This window comes from Sphingobium yanoikuyae (genome assembly GCF_013001025.1).
GTDB classification, from domain to species: domain Bacteria; phylum Pseudomonadota; class Alphaproteobacteria; order Sphingomonadales; family Sphingomonadaceae; genus Sphingobium; species Sphingobium yanoikuyae_A.
Map to the genome: position 1 here is coordinate 181,053 of NZ_CP053022.1, position 19,313 is coordinate 200,365.

Annotated in this window: 20 protein-coding genes; 15 read left to right on the plus strand and 5 right to left on the minus strand. The window is 61.4% G+C overall.

The window, feature by feature from the left end; all coding sequences use genetic code 11:
* Positions 1–105: 105 nt before the first annotated feature.
* Both HH800_RS26085 and HH800_RS26090 read left to right on the plus strand, forming a co-directional pair.
* Complete coding sequence (locus HH800_RS26085; RefSeq protein WP_007015768.1) at positions 106–3,039, plus strand: Tn3 family transposase; 2,934 nt, start codon at positions 106–108, stop codon at positions 3,037–3,039.
* A gap of 142 nt (positions 3,040–3,181) precedes the next feature.
* On the plus strand, positions 3,182–3,520 hold the full coding sequence (locus tag HH800_RS26090; RefSeq protein ID WP_125988681.1) for a hypothetical protein: 339 nt from the start codon (positions 3,182–3,184) through the stop codon (positions 3,518–3,520).
* A gap of 313 nt (positions 3,521–3,833) precedes the next feature.
* Here HH800_RS26090 and HH800_RS26095 read toward each other — a convergent pair whose 3' ends face one another.
* The 3 genes from HH800_RS26095 to HH800_RS26105 all read right to left on the minus strand — a co-directional run bounded on the left by HH800_RS26095 (position 3,834) and on the right by HH800_RS26105 (position 7,578).
* Complete coding sequence (locus tag HH800_RS26095; RefSeq protein ID WP_026109405.1) at positions 3,834–4,220, minus strand: MerR family transcriptional regulator; 387 nt, start codon at positions 4,218–4,220, stop codon at positions 3,834–3,836.
* Positions 4,217–6,586: a heavy metal translocating P-type ATPase gene (locus tag HH800_RS26100; protein WP_026109406.1), complete on the minus strand. Its 2,370-nt coding sequence runs from the start codon at positions 6,584–6,586 to the stop codon at positions 4,217–4,219. Before HH800_RS26100 ends, HH800_RS26095 begins: the two co-directional genes overlap by 4 nt.
* Positions 6,587–6,690: 104 nt before the next feature.
* Positions 6,691–7,578, minus strand: coding sequence for an NAD(P)/FAD-dependent oxidoreductase (locus HH800_RS26105; RefSeq protein WP_026109407.1), 888 nt, complete (start codon positions 7,576–7,578; stop codon positions 6,691–6,693).
* A gap of 241 nt (positions 7,579–7,819) precedes the next feature.
* On the opposite strand from HH800_RS26105, the gene HH800_RS26110 reads away from it, so the two are divergent.
* Positions 7,820–8,164: a flagellar biosynthetic protein FliQ gene (locus HH800_RS26110; RefSeq protein ID WP_017502270.1), complete on the plus strand. Its 345-nt coding sequence runs from the start codon at positions 7,820–7,822 to the stop codon at positions 8,162–8,164.
* An 85-nt stretch (positions 8,165–8,249) separates the two neighbouring features.
* Complete coding sequence (locus HH800_RS26115; RefSeq protein WP_037522285.1) at positions 8,250–9,548, plus strand: hypothetical protein; 1,299 nt, start codon at positions 8,250–8,252, stop codon at positions 9,546–9,548.
* Between the two features lie 7 nt (positions 9,549–9,555).
* On the opposite strand, the gene copD is transcribed toward HH800_RS26115, so the two are convergent.
* Together copD and copC are read right to left on the minus strand one after the other, a co-directional pair.
* On the minus strand, positions 9,556–10,491 hold the full coding sequence (gene copD / locus HH800_RS26120; protein WP_017502271.1) for a copper homeostasis membrane protein CopD: 936 nt from the start codon (positions 10,489–10,491) through the stop codon (positions 9,556–9,558).
* A gap of 4 nt (positions 10,492–10,495) precedes the next feature.
* The gene (gene copC / locus HH800_RS26125; RefSeq protein ID WP_051035789.1) at positions 10,496–10,888 is read right to left on the minus strand and encodes a copper homeostasis periplasmic binding protein CopC; all 393 of its coding nucleotides are present in this window, start codon (positions 10,886–10,888) and stop codon (positions 10,496–10,498) included.
* 211 nt (positions 10,889–11,099) lie between these two features.
* Between copC and HH800_RS26130 the strand changes: the two genes are divergently transcribed.
* From HH800_RS26130 to HH800_RS29215, 11 genes are all read left to right on the plus strand, one after another.
* Positions 11,100–11,696 (plus strand): c-type cytochrome, encoded by a 597-nt coding sequence (locus HH800_RS26130; protein WP_017502273.1) that lies wholly within the window; start codon positions 11,100–11,102, stop codon positions 11,694–11,696.
* Between the two features lie 135 nt (positions 11,697–11,831).
* Positions 11,832–12,113 carry a hypothetical protein gene (locus HH800_RS26135; RefSeq protein ID WP_017502274.1) on the plus strand — a complete coding sequence of 94 codons (282 nt, stop codon included), beginning with the start codon at positions 11,832–11,834 and terminating at the stop codon, positions 12,111–12,113.
* The gene (locus HH800_RS26140) at positions 12,110–12,547 is read left to right on the plus strand and encodes a periplasmic heavy metal sensor (protein ID WP_017502275.1); all 438 of its coding nucleotides are present in this window, start codon (positions 12,110–12,112) and stop codon (positions 12,545–12,547) included. The genes HH800_RS26135 and HH800_RS26140 overlap by 4 nt, the downstream gene beginning before the upstream one ends.
* The gene (locus tag HH800_RS26145) at positions 12,544–13,116 is read left to right on the plus strand and encodes an RNA polymerase sigma factor (protein WP_021243451.1); all 573 of its coding nucleotides are present in this window, start codon (positions 12,544–12,546) and stop codon (positions 13,114–13,116) included. The genes HH800_RS26140 and HH800_RS26145 overlap by 4 nt, the downstream gene beginning before the upstream one ends.
* Positions 13,117–13,209: 93 nt before the next feature.
* The gene (locus HH800_RS26150; protein WP_021243450.1) at positions 13,210–15,105 is read left to right on the plus strand and encodes a copper resistance system multicopper oxidase; all 1,896 of its coding nucleotides are present in this window, start codon (positions 13,210–13,212) and stop codon (positions 15,103–15,105) included.
* Complete coding sequence (locus HH800_RS26155; protein WP_017502279.1) at positions 15,102–16,367, plus strand: copper resistance protein B; 1,266 nt, start codon at positions 15,102–15,104, stop codon at positions 16,365–16,367. Before HH800_RS26150 ends, HH800_RS26155 begins: the two co-directional genes overlap by 4 nt.
* 77 nt (positions 16,368–16,444) lie before the next feature.
* A complete protein-coding gene (locus tag HH800_RS26160) occupies positions 16,445–17,083 on the plus strand; it encodes a hypothetical protein (RefSeq protein ID WP_231635648.1) in 639 nt (212 codons plus the stop codon).
* A gap of 42 nt (positions 17,084–17,125) precedes the next feature.
* A complete protein-coding gene (locus HH800_RS26165) occupies positions 17,126–17,572 on the plus strand; it encodes a DUF305 domain-containing protein (protein ID WP_017502281.1) in 447 nt (148 codons plus the stop codon).
* 71 nt (positions 17,573–17,643) lie between these two features.
* Positions 17,644–18,039 carry a DUF305 domain-containing protein gene (locus tag HH800_RS26170; RefSeq protein WP_017502282.1) on the plus strand — a complete coding sequence of 132 codons (396 nt, stop codon included), beginning with the start codon at positions 17,644–17,646 and terminating at the stop codon, positions 18,037–18,039.
* 45 nt (positions 18,040–18,084) lie between these two features.
* On the plus strand, positions 18,085–18,528 hold the full coding sequence (locus HH800_RS26175) for a DUF411 domain-containing protein (RefSeq protein WP_017502283.1): 444 nt from the start codon (positions 18,085–18,087) through the stop codon (positions 18,526–18,528).
* A gap of 193 nt (positions 18,529–18,721) precedes the next feature.
* Complete coding sequence (locus tag HH800_RS29215; RefSeq protein ID WP_234781450.1) at positions 18,722–18,949, plus strand: hypothetical protein; 228 nt, start codon at positions 18,722–18,724, stop codon at positions 18,947–18,949.
* Positions 18,950–19,313 lie beyond the last annotated feature (364 nt).

The following is a 19,313-nucleotide window of genomic DNA, read 5'->3' on the forward strand; positions in this document are numbered from 1 at the left end:
GCATGCACCAATTTCCGCAGCCTTGGGTCTTTCACAATCCTCTTTCACTAAGCCAACAAAAGGCAAGAGGTTTTTGGAGGATGAAACATGCCCGCACGTATTCCGATGACCCAGCGGCAGCGCGCCGCGTTGCTTGCTTTGCCCGACAGCGAGGCGGCGGTGGTGCGACATCATGGCCTCGATGCCGAGGACCTTGCTGCGATCGGCTTCGCACGCACTCCGGCGACCCGCTTGAGCTATGCCCTGCAACTCTGCTGCCTGCGCTATCCGGGGCGACATCTGCGCACAGGCGAGCTGTTGCCTGCAATCATGCTCGACCACATCGCCGAACAGGTCGGAGTGGATGCAGGCGTCGTCGCCGACTTCGCGCGGCGAGCGCCGACCCGCTACGATCAGCTTGCCGCCATCAAGGCGCGCTTCGGATTCACCGATCTGAGCCGGCCAGCGCGCGGCATCATGATGACTTGGCTGGAAACCGAAGCCATGGCTATCGTGGACGGGCGCATTTTGCTTGATCGATTGCTGGACGAGCTGCGCACGCGACGCATCGTCATCCCTGGCATCAGCGTCGTTGAGCGGATGGCGGCCGAGGCGATGCTTCGGACGGAAACCGATCTGGTCGCCGCGGTCGATGCTAAACTCGATGCGGATATGCGTCAGCGTCTCGATATGCTGATCGATGAGAAGGTACATGACCGGCAGAGCCGCTTGTCCTGGCTGCGCGAACCAGAGCCCCGCGTCGCGTCAGCCTCGCTTGCCGAAATCCTCGAGAAGGTCGCGATAATCCATAGGACCGGTATTTCCAGCATTCCGGTCGATCCCCTGCACGAGCCCCGCCTGACGCAGTTCGCCCGCGAAGGCGTGCGATATACAGCCCAGGCTTTCCAACAGATGCGCGTCTCCCGCAGGCGGGTCATCCTGCTTGCAACGCTGCGCGAGATGGAGGCCACGCTTACCGACGCGGCGATCGCCATGTTCAGCGCCTTGATGGGACGCGCTCACCTTCGTGCTCGCAAACGCCTGGAGCAGAGGGTCGCGATTTCGGGACGCGAAGGCCGCGATCGGCTGATGCGGATCGCCACTGTGCTGGAAACAGTTAGCCAGGCAGCACGCGCCGGCGGAGATATCGGTGCGGCCCTCAGGGATATCGTGCCTCTCGACATGCTCGATGCTGATGCCGCAATCATCCGTCGTACCGCGGCACCTCACAGGGACGATGTGCTGAGCGAGATCGCAGCCGAATACCGGACCTTCAAGCGAACAGGGCCTCTATTCCTGCAAGCGCTCGATTTCCACGGTCGGGCCGGCACCGCGGCATTGCGCGACGCGATGGCGATCCTGTCGAATCTTGATGGCGACTGGCGCAAGCCCCTCCCTGCCGACGTTCCGCTCGGTCATGTCGAGCGGCGCTGGCACCGCCATGTCGTGGTCGCCGGCAAGATCGACCGGACGCACTGGGAGATGGCGACTTACGGCGCGCTCACCAATGCACTGGCCTCGGGTGATATCTGGGTGCCGAGGTCAAGGCTGCACAGGTCGCTGGACGTGCTGCTCGCGCCGTTATCCGGCGCAGCGCTGCAACCGCCGTTCTCGCTCGGTAATCCACACGCATGGCTCGATCAGCGCGCCGCGCAGCTCGACAGCGCCTTGCGCGACGTCGCCCACAATCTGGCCGGACGCGATGCTGCCCTGTTCGCTGGCGAGCGATTGCGATTTCCCAAGGAACTGAAGGACGATGATGCCAGGCACGACGAAGGACGGCGCCTGACGCTTGCCTGCTACGACATGCTGCCTGCCACGCGTATCACCGACGTGTTGTCGCAAGTCGAACGCTGGACCGGCTTCACCCGGCACTTCGGGCACGTCTCGACCGGGTTGCCGCCTGGCGATGAGCAGGCCTTCCTCGCCACTCTGATTGCCGAAGCGACCAATCTTGGGCTGTCGCGCATGGCCGAGGTATGCGGCGCAGGGTCACGCCGCGCGCTGCTGCGCATGCAGACATGGCACATGCGCGAGGAAACCTTTCGGGCGGCGCTCGCCTGTCTGACCGACGCCATCCACGCCGAGCCGATCGCCGCCTGGTTTGGGCAAGGACACCGGGCTTCCGCGGATGGCCAGGCCTTCTACCTGGGCGGGCCGGGCGAAGCCGGCGGAGCGGTCAACGCCCATTATGGTCGCGACCCAGTGGTCAAGATCTACACCACCATCACCGACCGCTACGCGCCGCTGCACCAGACGGTGATCGCCGGCACGGCAGGAGAAGCCATCCATGCGCTCGATGGGCTCCTCGGCCATGACAGCAACGCCGATCTGACCGCGCTGCACGTCGATGGAGGCGGCGTTTCCGACATCGTATTCGCGACGATGCATCTCCTCGGGCTCGATTTCGAGCCGCGCATTCCTCGCCTGTCCGACCGGCGCCTCTACGCTTTCGAACCCTCGAAGCGCTATGGCAGGCTTGCGCCACTGTTCGGTCACAGGCTCAACCGGGACCTGATCGTCAGCCACTGGCCCGATATTGAACGTGTCATTGGCGCGATCCGTCACCGCACCGTCACGCCATCGTTGATCCTGAAGAAGCTGTCCGCCTACCGCCAGCAGAACAGCCTCGCTGCGGCGCTGCGGGAGATCGGGCGGATCGAGCGCACGCTGTTCACGCTCCGCTGGTTCGAGGATCCGGCTCTGCGCCGTACCGTCACTGCCGAGTTGAACAAGGGCGAGGCCCGCAACAGCCTTGCCCGGGCGGTCGCCTTCCATCGGCTCGGCCGTTTTCGCGACCGTGGCCTGGAGAACCAGCAGACCCGAGCGGCCGCGCTCAACCTCGTCACCGCAGCGATTATCCTGTTCAACTGTCGCTATCTGGGGCGCGCCGTCGACGAAATGCGTCGTCGAGGAAGCCCCATCGATCCAGCTATGCTGTCCCGGCTCTCGCCGTTGGGTTGGGATCGCATCAATCTCACCGGCGATTATGTCTGGTCCGATCACCTCGATCTCGACGCCAACGGCCTCATGCCGCTGCTCATCAAACCGCTACCGTGAATCCGTGTCCTGATAATGCACAGGGGCCACCTTGGCCTGACAACTCGCCAGGCGAACCCTCCCAAGCGCTGGACGGCGCCGTGCGCTGCCCGCCCCTCCGGGGCCGTTTGCCCAGAGCACTTTCAGTCCAAGGAGAGGAATCATGAAGACCTTGATATTCAGCGCTACGGTGGCCGCATTCACGATGCTCGCCGCCGCCCCAGTTCCGGCATTGGCACAGGCAGATGTCGAGAAACCGGCTACCATCAAGTGTGAGTGGCAACCCCAGGCTCCTGGTCCGCGTGCACCGCTAAGTGCACGGGTCTGCAGGAAGGTCGCCGACCAACGCGAGCAGTGGACAGGCAAAGGTGGACCGGAATGCGATCCGGCCTATACCGGCAAAACCGGCCGTTATGTGTGGCGGCAGCGGCCGCAATATGGTCCGCGTGCGCCGTTGCAGGGACCGGTCCGCGTTTGGGTCGATGGGAGCGATGTCTGCTGATAGCGTGAAGTGACGGCGAGGCGCTAACTTCCCCTCGCCGTCGATCATGGATTGGCGAACATTGCCTGTTCCAAACTTGTCGGAGCTCTTCGGGAGGCTCTTTCATGGCTCCTCCCGAAGAGCTCAGCGACTGTCTATAGTATCCGGGTGGCCGTCACGTCGAACGCGACCTTGCCGCGACGGCAATGCCATCGAGCAGTGAAGGCTTGCCGTCGAACGCCATGTTCATCGCCGCCGACCGTCCGCGCCGGCTCGTGAAGCTGACGGGACGCGAATTGCAAAACTGAGAGTGCAGGCGTGTCGTTGAACATGTTCAAGATGCCAGGTGCGTCAGGATCGGACATTCCGGTCGGTTGTTGCCGTCACAGCTCTTCGCCAACCCCATCAGCGCTTCTCGCATCGCATTTAGCGCATCCGCCTTGCGGCCAAGGTCGGCCGCTCGGGCCTCTGCCAGCGCCTTGACCTCTGAACTGGCGCGTGCACGATCGGACCATAGATCAAGCAGCTTTTGGATTTCTTCGATCGGAAAGCCGAGATCGTGGGCATTGGCTATGAAGCGCAGGCGATGGACGTCGGCGTCGCTGTAATCGCGATAGCCACTATCCCGCCGCACAGCCGATGGGACCAGGCCGATCTTTTCGTAGTGGCGGATCATCCGCTGTGAGACCCCGCTCGCGCCCGACGCACCGCCTATGTTCATAGCGCCGCCCGATTAAGGCGCAGCGCGTTGGTGACCACGCTGACTGAGGACAATGCCATCGCTGCTGCAGCGATGATCGGCGAAAGCAGGATGCCGAAGATCGGATAGAGCAGCCCTGCCGCGATCGGGATCCCGGCGGCGTTGTAGATGAAGGCGAAGAACAGGTTCTGGCGGATGTTGGACATCGTCGCCTCGCTAAGCCGGCGCGCACGCACGATGCCGTTAAGGTCGCCCTTCAGCAGGGTCACGCCAGCGCTTTCGATCGCGACATCGGTGCCCGAACCCATCGCGATGCCGACATCGGCGGCGGCGAGCGCGGGCGCGTCGTTGACCCCGTCGCCAGCCATGGCGACGATGCGCCCTTCACTCTTCAATCGCGCGACCACCGCGCTTTTCCGATCCGGTAGCACTTCGGCTTCGACGTCGTCGATCCCGAGCTTTCGCCCGACCGCTTCGGCCGTGGTGCGATTGTCGCCGGTCAGCATCACGACCCGTATGCCCTCCTTGCGAAGCGCCGCGATGGCCTCGGCCGTCGTCGCCTTGATTGCATCGGCGATGGCCAGAATGCCGGCCGCCTGCTTGTCGATGCCGATGAAGATGGCGGTCGCGCCATCCTGGCGCAGTTCGTCCGCCTGGGGCTCGAGTGCGCTGACGTCGATCCCGTTTTCTGACAGGAAACGGGCGTTGCCCAGGGTGATGCGCTTGCCATCCACCGTGCCGATCGCGCCCTTGCCGGTCGGTGAATCAAAGTCCGCGACCTCGGGAAGCACGATTCCCCTGTCCTTGGCGGCGGCGATCACGGCGAGCGCCAGCGGATGTTCGGACGCCCGCTCCACGCCGGCGGCGAGCCGCAGCAGTTCGGTCTCTTCATAGCCTGTCGCCGGAATGATGCGGGTGACCGATGGTCGCCCCTCGGTCAGCGTACCTGTCTTGTCGACGACGAGCGTGTCGATCTTCTCCATCCGCTCCAGCGCTTCGGCATTCTTGATGAGCACGCCGAGCCCCGCGCCCCGGCCGATGCCGACCATGATCGACATTGGCGTCGCAAGCCCCAAGGCGCAGGGGCACGCGATGATAAGCACGGCGACGGCGGCGATCAGGCCATGGGCCAGACGGGGTTCTGGCCCCCAGATACCCCATACACCAAAGGCAATGAGCGCGATCAACAGGACGGCGGGCACGAACCATCCCGCGACCTGGTCGGCCAGGCGTTGGATAGGTGCTCGCGAACGCTGCGCGTCAGCGACCATCTGGACAATGCGCGCCAGCATCGTGTCGCGGCCCACCTTCTCGGCGCGCATGACGAGGGCACCGCTCTGATTGATCGTTCCGCCGATGACAGTGTCGCCGAGCGCCTTCGTGACGGGCATCGACTCACCCGTCACCATCGACTCGTCGAGCGAGGATCGGCCGTCTTCGACCTTGCCATCGACCGGTACTTTTTCGCCCGGCCTGACACGGAGGAGATCGCCGACGGCTACCTGGTCGAGCGATACCTCCTCGTCATTCCCGTCGGCGCCAATGCGGCGCGCGGTCTTGGGGGCGAGGTTGAGCAGCGCCTTGATGGCGCCTGAGGTCCGCTCGCGGGCGCGCAGTTCGAGCACCTGTCCCAGCAGCACCAGCACGGTGATGACGGCGGCGGCCTCGAAATAGATAGCGACTGTGCCGTCCATCATTCGAAACGCTGCGGGGAACACCCTCGGGGCGATGGTCGCGACCACGCTATAGGCCCAGGCCACGCCCGTCCCCATCGCGATCAGCGTGAACATGTTGAGGTTGCGCGTCCGGATGGACACCCATCCCCGTTCGAAAAATGGCCAGCCCGCCCAGAGTACGACCGGGGTTGCCAGTGCAAGCTGCAACCATCCGGACATGCGGGCCGGTACAAGATTGTGCAGTGCTGGGAACAGGTGGCTGCCCATTTCCAGGACAAAGACCGGGATGGTGAGCAGCACCGCGATCCAGAAACGCCGCGACATATCCAGGAGTTCGCCGCTTGGTCCGGTGTCTGCCGTCACAAGTTCCGGCTCGAGCGCCATGCCACAGATCGGGCATGGCCCGGGATGGTCTTGACGGACCTCCGGGTGCATGGGGCAGGTCCAGATCGCGCCTGGTTGAGCGACCATCGCCTCTTTGTCACCCGCGGACAAGTAGCGCACCGGCTCGGCGACAAACTTCGTGCGGCATCCGGCGCTGCAGAAATGATATTGCTCGCCATGATGCGAGGCATGATGAGGCGTTGCGGCCGGATCGACCATCATCCCGCAAACCGGATCCTTGGCCGTCTTCGCGTCCGTGCCGCCGCCGTGCTTGGCCGCGCAGCAGCTGTGCGCACCCGAATTGCTTGCAGGAACAGGGTCAGTCACAGGCTCGTCTCCTTATCGACGAAAAGCAATCTGGGGCCTGACATCGTGTCAGGGTCAAGCCCGACGAAAATATATTTTCGCGTGGCTGACTCTGCGCTGCCGCGTCAGCCGGACAACAGATTGTGGATGGCCGTCGCGGCCTTAGCCGCCTGACCTGCCGCAACGGCAATTTGATCCAGTCCTTCAACCATGTCGCCGGCCGCGAACAGGCCGCCGACTGTCGTTTGCTGGTGCGCATCGACGACGATGCCACCTCCCCGGCTCAGGCCAGCGCCAGCCATTCGCGCCAATTCCGAGCGAGGGGCGGTTCCGAGGGCAACATAAAGGGTGTCGAATTGGAGCAATTGGCCATCGGCCAAATGGGCGTGCAGGAATTCTCCATCGATCGACAAATCTCGAACCGGCGCGCGTTCGACGGCAATACCGCCTCGAGCCAGATCTGCCGTCTCGGCTACCGACAATTGCGAACTGTCTTGCGCGAGCAAGGTCACGGTGTCGCTATAGTGGCGAACGAACAAAGCCTCGGCCGCGCCATGGTCGGAGCAGCCCAGCACGGCCACTCGCTTGCCGCGGACCTCATAGCCGTCGCAGATCGGGCAATAACGTATCAATCCCTGGGCGACGCCTCGATCATGCGTTTCCTGCCTCATTCGGGGTCGATGATTTGTGACGCCTTGGGCAAGCAATATTGACCGGGCACTGAAAGTCTTGGCATCTGTATCGACGACGAAACCTGTCCTGACCCGGTCGATGCGATCGACGAGCCCAGGGACCAATTCGGCACCGTATTGGGCGGCATGTCGATGCATACGGACAAGCAGATTTTCGCCAGAGATACCGTCTGGAAAACCGAGGAGGTTATGTGTCGTCGGGATGCGGGTCGCGCGGCCATCGCCAGCATCGATGACCAGCGTAGAACGCAGAAACCGGGCTAGATAGGTGGCTGCTGTCAGCCCTGCGGGGCCGCCGCCGATGATGACGCAGTCGTACATGCGTGCCTTTCACTGAGCGCGGTCTTCACTGGTATTACGCGGAATGAGGCTTCTTCCCTCAAACGAGTGCGCGTTCTTCGAAAAAAAGGTCGGGTCGTGAGGGGTAAACCCCGTCGCTGCGTAAAATCAGATGAAGCCCATCGCCTAGCAGGATGGACAGCCGAGGTGCCCACGGGTCGCAGCGTGGCGCGGGGGCGAGCGGATGTGGGGAAGACGGATTGGAATAAACCGATCGCGCTCCATGTCGCTCGCCCCGCAACAACCACAGGCCGCAACGTCAGGGGGCGACGAAACCATCATCGTCGGGGGAGAGATGGAGACCTACAGCCCTTTTTCGGTTTCGATGGGCCAGGCGCTTTGGGTGATAATGGTTGTCGCTGGACCCCCGCTGATAATCATGCTGGTGGTCGGGCTCATTATCTCCATGATCCAGGCTGCGACTTCGATCAACGAACAGACTGTGAGCTTCGTCCCCAAGCTCCTGGCGTTCATTTTGTTCCTCGCGCTTTACGGGGCAACCGTTGGCGATCTCCTGATCGGCTACACCCGTGACCTGCTGACGCATATTCCGGACGATATCAGATGACGCGGGTCGCTTTTCGTCCTGGGCGGCCGCGCAAAAACTGTTCGTATACGGGGCGGAGTGTTAGCGTTGGAGAAGATCGACGCGAATGGGGGAACGGGGTTTGGCGGAATTTGAATTGCTGGCGCGGCAACTGATCCAACGATGGAGGGAAGATCCGAACGCGACGTATCAGAGCTGGTTTCTATGGGACGAGCGCATCAAGAATTTTCGTTCGATACGGCGTGGTCTCGCCCAGGTGGTCGCTGAAATCGAAGCCGGAAGGTTCGGCGTCGCCTATCGCGGATCTTCGCTGGAAACGGTCGTTCATTCAGTCGCAGAACAGAGGCAGATCTTCAAAGGCGCGGACCATGCGTTTCTCTGGAAGCCCAAATTGCGGATCCCCGACATCTATGAAAACCCGGCGAACCAGCGCGCCTTTGGCCGATTGCTCGATCACTGCGCCTGTTGCGACACCGCGGAAGAGATTATCGCAGGTATCCACACGATTGATCGCCTGAACATCAAGGGGCTGGGGCCTGCGGTCGCCAATCTCCTCTATTTCCTGCATCCGACCCTCGTGCCGCCGTTCAACACCGCGATCGTCAACGGCTATAACAAGCTGACCGGCGGCAAGGTGAAGCTCGGAAGCTGGCACCATTTTCTCGCCATGCGCTCGGGTGTGCTCGACCTGAACGAGCGGTTTCGCGATCTTCTGTCAAACGATCTGGGCGCTATTGGCGGCCTCCTGTTCGATATCGGCTCTGGCCGTTATCCGGCGCCGCCCCGCGACGAGGAAGACCAGACCCTGGGATCCTGGACCGCACGCCTCGAACAAGCTCGGGCGGAAGCACAAACGCTCAACAAAGCGCTGCAGAAGCAGGGCGAGAGTGATCGAACCCATTCGGAAATCCAGGCATGGCTGCGCGATATCGGTCTGGCCCTGGGGTATGACGTCTGGATCGCATCCAATGATCGGGGGCGACTGCATGACGGTGTGCGTTTGGGGGAGGGGTGCCTCGAGAGCTTGCCGGCTTCAATTTCGACGTCGACCGGAGCGGATGCTATCCGCCTCATTGATGTTTTGTGGCTGGAGCGGGGTGGTGACCGGGTCGCGGCAGCCTTCGAAGTCGAACATTCGACTTCCATCTATTCGGGGATCGTCCGGATGCTCGATCTTGCCCTGAGCGGCAGCGACCTGCATGCCACAGCCGGATTGTTCCTTGTCGCTCCAGATGCTCGCGAAAGCGAAGTGCGCGCGCAAATCGCAAGGCCGGCGTTCAGCCGGATCGCGGACCTGGAGATCGCCTATCTCCCTTATGGTGAGCTAGAACGGAACAAGGACGCGATTTCCCGGTTTGGCTCGGGCCTTAAAGCGATCAAAGCTATTTCGCGCGCGCTTCCATGAAGGCGGATTACATCCCCGATGCAGGTGGGGCCAGCAGTCCTAACCATGCAACGAGGGCTAGAATGACAAGAGCGCATCCGGTTTCAATGGCGAGGCTGCGACGAAGTGTTCCTATCGCCGAGGATGTATTGCCCGTTTCAATGGCTGCAGCGAGGGAGGGGGTCAGGAAGAAGCGATTGGCGGCGGCCAGCGTCAGCATGACGCCGAACAGTATCAGCTTTGCCCCCAGCAGAAGGCCGTAGAGACTGGCAAAAAGGGAACCGAGCCGGGATGGTCCGATCAGGATCCAACTGTTGATGAATCCCGACAGGATAAGCAGCCCTACGACTACCGATCCGACCTTTGCAAAGCCATCCAGCGCGCGGTGAGAAAGGTGGATATGATCGATCGCCATGCGAGCTGCAGGGCGGAAAATGAGAAGGCAAAGGGCGAATAATGCGCCTACCCAAATCCCCGCCGCCCAAAGATGGGTGATGTCGGCCCCAAGATGGACCCATCCCCGCAAGCCTTCGTCGGCAGCGCCATGCCCCGTCCAGGCCAAGGTCGCCAGAGCGACAGCGGCGGTCGCTGACAGCGACCACAGGGCGAAAGCGGGACGCCGCCAACCGACGATGGAAAAATAGAGCACGAGCAGGAGGGCCGCGACCCGTACCTGCCAGACCGTCCCGATCGCAGTGCCCGATATGAGAAGATTGACCGTGGCGCGGTCTACCTGATCGAGTGGCACGCCCCCCATCGAGGCCGCCAGGACCATCATGCCCAGGATAGATAATACGATACCGGCCAGCGCGATTGTCGCCAACACCGACCGGAAACGCAGGACCGAGCCGGATGCCCGCTCAGTCCCGCGCAACGTGTAGAGGCCGAACATCGGCAACCCGAAGAGGAGCATGAGATCGAGGAAAAGTCCCAGCCTCACTGCGATCGCTATGATGTCCGGCACGGTCTTACTGGACCTTGAAGGTGTAGCTGCCCTGGATGCGATGGGTGTCAGCAGAGACGACGTGATAGTCGACCTTGTAGGTTCCAACCGGCAACGGCTTGGCAAGCGTCGCGACGAGCGTCTTGCCATCGGCGCCCACGGTGGCCTTGACGCCGTTCATCTTCATCGGCGCCATCTTCATGCCTGGCATTTCGGTCATCGTCAGGTCGAGCCCGGAAAATTGTGCGACGAGCGCTTCAGAAAAGACGAGCTGAATTCTGGTCGGGGCGGCGACCACGGCATTTGCGGCAGGGGTGGCGGCATTGAGCTTAGGGTGAGCCTGCGCAGCGGTAGCGGTGAGGACAGACGCCGCCATGGCGACGGCAAAGATTGTTTTACGAAACATCGATTTCTCCATGGGCGGCGAGACTGCCGACACATCGAATTACCCACCACGCGGCGCCACCCCTCATCAGGCGCGCAAGAATTCTGCAAATCAGAACCCCGGCGGGATTTGCGAATGAGATCTGCGCGACAGATGAGGGATCGAAGCTTGCAGTGCGTATGGACAATTGGATGGGTGTGAGAACCACCCGGATCCAAGGGACGCTGCCGCTCGGGAGGAAGCTATGGAGAATGCTAGGACGACTTGGCTGCGCAGGCACTTTCCAAGTGTAGGTTTTATCGCTGCGACAGCGCTGGTCGGCGGCGCGCTAGCGGGGATCGTCGTCTATGTGGGTGCCTATGACATCGGGGCGGATTCGCCGCACACCAAACCGGTCTATTGGCTGATCGAGCAGCTCCGAGATCGTTCCATCGCCGTGCGATCTCGTGATGTGAATGTCCCGGCCAACCTTGGGGACGTGAAGCGGCTGCAGAGCGGGGCGGGGCTCTACACCGAGATGTGCAGCGGCTGCCATCTCGGGCCAGGACTGGAAAAGTCCGAAATCAGCCAGGGACTCTATCCGAGGGCGCCGGAGCTTTCCCGCGAGGAGCAAAGATCGCCAAAGGAGCAATTCTGGATCATCAAGCATGGGGTCAAGCTGACCGCGATGCCAGCTTGGGGTAAGACCCATAGCGACGAACTGATCTGGGATATGGTGGCTTTCGTAAGGCAACTTCCGCGTATGTCACCCGCCCAATATCAGGCGGCAATAGCCAGTGCGCCCGAAGACCATGACGCGATGATGAAGGATATGCCCGGCATGACGAAGACGGCGCCATAGCGTTGCGGCTGCTCCGTCGCTGTTGCTCAGATCTGCCCGCTATGTGCGATGCTTTGACGGACAGGCTGATAGAGGGGAAAGTAAAGAACACGTCCTGGGCCGTTGCCCCGGATTGATTGAGGATTGGACTTTTCGATGGATACCGACCTGGACCGGCTGCTGAGCCGCTTACGCAACGAACCGACGCATCCGGGGCTGATTGGTCTGGAGGATGCTGTGTTCCGACGCATAGCGGCATTGCCGCAGGTTTCGACCGCGTCTCAATTCCGCCTCGGTGCGGTCGCGGCTTTCGGAGCGGTACTGCTGGGTATCGCCAGCAATGGCTTTACGCCGCGTGCCGAGGCGTCGGTCACGCTATCGCCTTTCGGGCCATCAAATCCGCTTGCCCCTTCGACGCTGCTGGTAGGTTCTCAATGAAGCCCAAATTGCTCCTCCTCGTCGCCATCGTCGCCTTTGCATCGGCGGTTGCGGGCGTGTTCCTGGGCCGCTACTTTTTCCCGCGGCCCAAGGCAGCCGGCGTCGAGCTCCACGATGTCTTGCACAGCAAGCTCGATCTGGATGATCGTCAGAAGGCCAAGATCGAGCTGCTAGAGCAGGGTTTCGCCGTGCGTCGGCGCGCGCTGGAGCTTGAACTGCGATCGGACAATGCGCGTCTCGCAGCCGCGATCGAGGTCGAACATGGCGAAGGGCCGCGTGTGACCGCGGCCGTCGATCAGTCGCATCAGGCAATGGGCGAACTGCAAAAGGAAACGCTCGGGCACATCTTCGCCATGCGGCAAATCCTTCGCCCCGATCAGGCCAAGACCTTCGATCAGGCGGTGGTTCATGCGCTCACCGACGATGCACGGTGAGTCTGGATCTCCAGGCGTGTTCGGACGGTGAACTAGCGGCACTGACGCTTGCCGGTCGGCAGTCGGCTTTCGCCGAGATTATGCGTCGGCACCAGACAGCGATATTTCGACTGGTGCGCGGCCTGGTCGGGAATGCCGAGGAAGCACTTGATCTCACGCAGGACTGCTTTGTATCCGCGTTCAGCCATCTGCGGAAATATGATGGTGCGCGTCCGTTGCGCGCCTGGCTATCCCGGATCGCGATTAACAAATGTCGCGATTGGCGCCGCCGCCAGAGGGTGCGGCAGCTCTTCACATTTGGCTCCGCGCCGTCGGATGATGAGATTGAGCAAGTGCCGGATGACGCACCCTCCGCACATGCCAGTGCTGAATCGAAAATAGAGGTGGAGCGACTGTCGGCGGCGATCAGCGCATTGCCTGCCACGTTGCGTGAAGTCCTGATGCTCAGGACCGTCGAAGGGCTCAGTCAATCAGAGGCCGCCAAAGCGCTTTCCGTCAGTAGCAAGGCTGTGGAGACGCGCCTGTATCGCGCGCGCGCGCGCCTCGCAGAAATACTCGCTGAGGAATGAGGGGTGCGCGCTGCTCGCGCGTAAGGATAAAGAGATACCGCGCTTAAGCGTCTTTTCAGACCCAAAGTGCTGCACGTTGAACAAGGAGATATTATGTCCCCCGGATTGAACCGCCGCGACCTTTTCCGCGGCGCTGCGCTGGCCGGCGGTGGCCTCGCATTGTCGGCATGGCTGCCGGCATGGGCTCAACCCATTTCGTCCGGGATTGCCAAGCCACTGCCAACGGTCAGCGGGAACGATATCACGCTCAAGATCGCGCATCAGATGATGATGATCGACGGCCGACAAAGCCATGCCATCGGCATCAATGGCACTGTGCCTGCGCCCCTCATCCGTCTGCGTCAGGGCCAAAACGTCCGCCTGTCGGTGATCAACGATCTCGAGGAAGACAGCTCGATCCACTGGCACGGCCTGCTTTTGCCGTTCCAGTTCGACGGCGTGCCCGGCATCAGCTTCCCCGGCATCAAGCCCAAGTCGACCTTTGTCTATGAGTTCCCCATCGTCCAGGCTGGCACCTATTGGTATCATAGCCATTCGGGGCTGCAGGAGCAGTTAGGTCATTACGGACCGATTGTCATCGACCCGGAAGGCGAGGATCCGATTCAGTCGGATCGAGAGCATGTCATCGTGCTCTCCGACCATAGCCAGATGCATCCGCACGCAATTTTCCGGAAGCTCAAGCAGGTCGGCGGTGGCTATTTCAATTATCAGCGGCAAACGCTGGCCGGTTTGCTGGCCAAGGAAGACCAACCCCTCAAGGACCGACTTGACTGGGGCAATATGCGGATGGATCCGACCGACGTGTCCGATGTCACGGGCTCGACCTATACCTATCTCGTGAATGGGCATGGCCCACGGGACAACTGGACCGCGCTTTTCAAGCCAGGTGAGCGCGTTCGCCTGCGTTTCGTCAATGCCTCCGCGATGACGACGTTCAATGTCCGGATTCCCGGTCTCAAACTTACGGTTGTTCAGGCCGACGGGCTCAATGTCAGGCCGGTCGAGGTCGACGAGTTTCAGATCGCGGTTGCCGAGACCTATGATGTCATCGTTACTCCGACCGATGATCGCGCCTACACGCTGGTCGGTGAATCCGTTGATCGTTCGGGCATGGCACGCGCCACACTGGCTCCGCGTGAAGGCATGACGGCCGAAGTTCCGCCGCTCCGCAAGCGGCCCCTTGCCGATATGAAGGACATGGGCATGGGGGACATGGATATGAGCGGCATGTCCGGCATGGACCACGCAGCAATGGGGCATGACATGTCTGCCGGCGGAGCTGCCGCGGGCGGGATGGCAGGCATGGATATGGGGGCCGGCGCGTCGATGCCAAGCATGCAAAAACCGGCGGATAGTTCCATGGCCAACATGCCCGGAATGGGCAGCGGGTCCGGTGATACAATGGGCGGCATGGCGATGGGCGGAATGGGCGGCATGAACATGCGCGACGCCAGCAAAGCGCCGCAGGTTAAGATGGGACCGGGTGTCCAGACGATCTCGCCCATGCCGATGGATCGCACGGGAGAACCGGGACAGGGTCTCGAAGACGTTGGCCACCGGGTTCTTGTCTATCGCGATCTCATGGCGGTGGAGCGCAACCCCGATGTTCGCGCGCCAGACCGCGCGATGGAAATCCACCTGACCGGGAATATGGAACGCTATATGTGGTCGTTCGATGGGGTGAAGCTCAGTGACAAGCGCGAGCCCATTCCCTTTATCGAAAACGAAAGGGTCCGCGTCACGCTCGTCAATGACACGATGATGTCGCACCCGATCCATCTTCATGGGCATTTCTTCGAGCTGGTGACCGGGCATGGCGAGTATTCGCCGCGCAAACACACCGTCAATGTCGCACCAGGAGGCAAGGTAAGTTTCGACGTCACCGCAGACGCAGTCGGCGACTGGGCGTTTCACTGCCATATGCTCTATCACATGCATGCCGGGATGATGCGCGTCGTCTCCGTCCGTCCCCGGGGAGATGCCGCATGAAGTCGCTTCTCCTTCTGATCGGCGCGGCCCCGCTCGCCTTGGCGACCCCAGTCAGCGCGCAGTCGATGCAGAATATGCCGGGCATGAACATGCCTGCTGCTCAGCCAGCGGCGAAGAAAAAGCCGGTGGCCAAGCCAGCAAGCCAGCCCAGGCGCGCCGCTGCGCCCACGGCTAAGGGCAAGCCTGCCACCCCGAAGCGCCGGGCACCGGCAGCAAAACCCAAGTCGGCGCCGCACGACATGTCGGGCATGGGGGCTATGTCCGGCATGGAGATGCCCGGTGACAAGACGCCTCCAACGGCTGACCCGCATGCCGGCCACGACATGTCCGGCATGCCTGGCATGACCATGCCCGATGGGGCGGGCGGTACGATGAAACACGACATGCCCGGCATGGACATGCAGGCGGCACCCGGCGGTCAGCCGATGCAGCACGATATGTCGTCGATGCCCGGCATGGCGATGGATGGGCCGATGGCAGCCCATGGCGCTGGTGGCACCAGTCTCATGCCCGGCAACGCCCCTGCACCCCAACCTCCTACCGACAACTATGCCGACCGCGTCTACAAAAACGGCGAGATGGCGGCTTCGCGTACCATGCTGCATAAGGAACATGGCGGCTCATCCAGCTCGATGATCCTGTTCAATCTGGCGGAATATCAGGTCCGTAACGGCCGCGACGGCTATCGGTGGGACGGGGAGGCGTGGTTCGGCAAGGATCTCGATCGGCTGGTGGTCAAGACAGAGGGTGAGGGCGTTCTTGCTGGCAGAAGCGGCACCTACATGGAGACCGCAGAAGTTCAGGCGCTCTACAGTCGTGCACTCGACCCTTATTGGAACCTCCAGGCGGGTGTCCGTTACGATTTCAAACCCAACCCATCCCGTACTTATGCGACGATCGGTATTGAGGGGGTGGCGCCTTACTGGTTTGAGACCGAGGCTGCCCTGTTTCTGTCGAACAAAGGCGAGGTGTTGGGGCGGATCGAGGGCTATTATGATCAGCGTATCACGCAACGCCTCATTCTCCAGCCGCGCCTGGAAGTGAACCTTTCAGCACAAAATGTCCCGGAGACGCGGATTGGAGCGGGCATCACGAACGCCGAATTGGGACTGCGTTTGCGTTACGAACTGCGCCGCGAATTTGCCCCCTACATCGGCGTTTCTTACGACCGAAAGTTCGGGCGGACGGCGGACTATGCACGCTCAGACGGAGGGGACGTGAAGGCGGCCAGCTTTGTAATCGGTGTTCGGACCTGGTTCTGAGAAGCGCCAAACTCCGCTTCCACATCGGGGCTAGCCGCGTTCATCGCTGGTTAGCCCTGGTTATCGGCGTCCAGCTGCTGCTTTGGTTTGCGAGCGGTCTTGTCATGAGCCTGTTGCCGATCGAGCGAGTCCGCGGTGAACATCTCGTCGAGCGATCGTCGCCGGCGATATTGGAACAGTCGAGATCGCGCGCGCCGTTGGACCTAGTGTTGCGCGCGGCGACCAGACCCGTGCGTGAAGTCCGATATCGCGCGCTGCTCGGCCGCGAGATTGCGGAGGTCGAGTCTATCGATGGGACGATCTCACTCCACGATGCAGAAACAGGTCGTCGACTTGGTCCCGTGAACGCTGCGATGGCTCGCGCGGTGGCGATACAGGCCTACCGTGGTACGTCGGAGCCGCCGAGCGTGCGCCTGGTTGTGGCGTCGACCCCAGAATTCAAGGGCGTCCTGCCGGCCTGGCGGGTGGACTTCCCTGACCGCGAAGCGACCCGCGTCTATGTTGCCCAGAATAGTGGTCGGATCGTCGCTGTGAGAAATGGAACGTGGCGCCTGTACGATTTCTTCTGGGCGCTCCACATCATGGATTGGAAAAACCACGAAAATTTCAACACGCCGTGGTTGATGGCGTTTGCCGCAGGTGGTCTCGCATTGGCGATCGCGGGTTCGGCACTTTTGTATCTTCGGTGGCCGCGAAAGCGACGCCGCACGGGTTGAATAGTCAAGCAGGATCGGGGCGGGGGCCAAAGGAGACGACCAATGATGAAAAATGCCTATGCGAGCCTCGCCCTGCAGACCTTGGTTGGCGGCGTCATCATGTATCTGGTGATGTTCGTCATGATCGACAGCTTGGGGAGCTTCTACAACAACCTGAATATGCTCTACATGACGCTAATGATGGTGGCGCCCATGGTGGTGCTGATGGTCCTCGCGATGGGCCATATGTTCCCGTCGAAAAAGGCAAACGCGGCCCTTATATTAGGGTCAGTTGCGATATTCGCCGGATCATTTGCCCTCATCCGCACGCAAACAACGATCGGCGATACAGCATTCCTCCGATCGATGATCCCGCATCATTCGGGCGCGATCCTGATGTGCCGCGAGGCCTCCTTGAAGGATCCGGAAATCGTTCGTCTGTGCAGCGGCATCGAGGAATCTCAGCGCCGCGAAATCGATGAAATGAAGGCTATTCTAGCCCGCAAGTAGGCTTCGCGCTCCCGTTCCCGTAAATTTTGTGCCGCCTCACGAGGGAAATGGCGCGCCCATGCGTATTATCAATGCGGGGCGCTGAGGAGAGAATTGTGAAGAAAATAGTCCCCATCATCATCGCTGGACTGGTGGCCGCGCCGGCGATCGCCCAAATGCAGGGCATGGACCATAGCAAGATGGACATGCGCCAGACCATGAACCCCACGCCAGCCAATCCTTACCCGCCTGCAGAAATGGAGATGCATCAGAAGATGATGTCCGCCACGGGCAGCGATGCAACGGAGACCTGGGTGCGCAAGATGATCGAGCATCATCGCGGTGCGATTGCGATGTCACGCATCGTTTTGCGCGACACCAAGGACGCGCAGGTCCGAATGATGGCGAACAAGTCAATCACCGAGCAAACGCGAGAAGTGGGCGAGCTTCAAGGCTGGCTGAGAGCCCACAACAAGCGCGCCCAATAGACCTTTCCTCCCCGCCCAGGGGCGGGGGAACCAATAAGGGATCGTATGACACTCAAATTTGCCCTCGCTGCGTTCATAGCAGCCTTCTCCGTCGCCAGCGCCGAAGCTGCCCCGATCATCATGCATCGTGACCCTGGTTGCGGTTGCTGCGAACAGTGGGCGGCCCAGGTGCGCAGACAATTTGGACAAAGCGTCAATATCGTCGACGACCAGCAACGCGGCCGCTTTCAACGCGCTCAAGGCGTGCCCGCTGCGCTGGCATCATGCCATACTGCAATTGTCGATGGCATGGTTTTCGAGGGCCACGTTCCCATTGCCGACATGAAGCGCGCGATCGCGAAGCGCCCGAAGGGCGTAAAGGGATTGGCCGTAGCGGGCATGCCGCTGGGTTCTCCGGGGATGGAAGTCCCCGGCCAAAAACCACAACCCTACTCTGTCATCGCCTTCGGATCGGCGGGTCAGACGGTATTTGCCCGACACGGCGGGTGACCATCTCGTTGATCTTTGATGCTACGAGGCGTAATAAATAACGGCTGTGAAACGCGTTTTGCAACTTCTTCTCCTTCTGGGAGCCATGGTTGGCTTGATTGGCCAAGCGGCGGCCTTTGCGTCCGCTCCGCCTGCGATGTCCGCCCCAATGGCCACGTCTGTGCAGGCCGTGGCTGGGATGTCGGAAGACTGCATGAAGATAATGGCACAGCAGCAACAACCTGCTCAGAAGCCTTGCAAGGGCATGACCCTGGAATGCATCGCGGCCATGGGCTGCGTCGTTCCGCTGGCCGTTCGTAATGACGCGCCTATGCTGGAAGCACGCGAAGCCAGTCCAGCTCTGCCCTTCTGGGCAACCATCACTGTCCTGCACGGCAGTGACCTCACTCCCGAACCGGAACCACCGACTCTCCTTGGCTGATCGACACCGGCTGCCAGGCAGACAGGATTCTTGCGTCTATCGCGCATCTGAAAATCCTGTCTGACCCGCGGCTACCACGATATTTTGCCCAAGGATTACAGTCATGAAGAACCGTGTTTTCGATGCCCTGCTGGGCATTGCGCTTGCCGCTCCCGTTGCCGCTTTCGCCGGCGAACCCAACACAAACTCGCAGTCTGGCCATTATGAATGGCGTTAATCGCCAAACTATGGCCCGCGTGCGCCATCTATGAGCCCCCGTCGCGTCTGGGTGCCCGATGCTCCGCAGATGGCGAACTGCAACTGCGACATGATGAAGATGAGCGCGGCGGACTGCATGAAGGAGATGCATAGCATGGCATCGCCT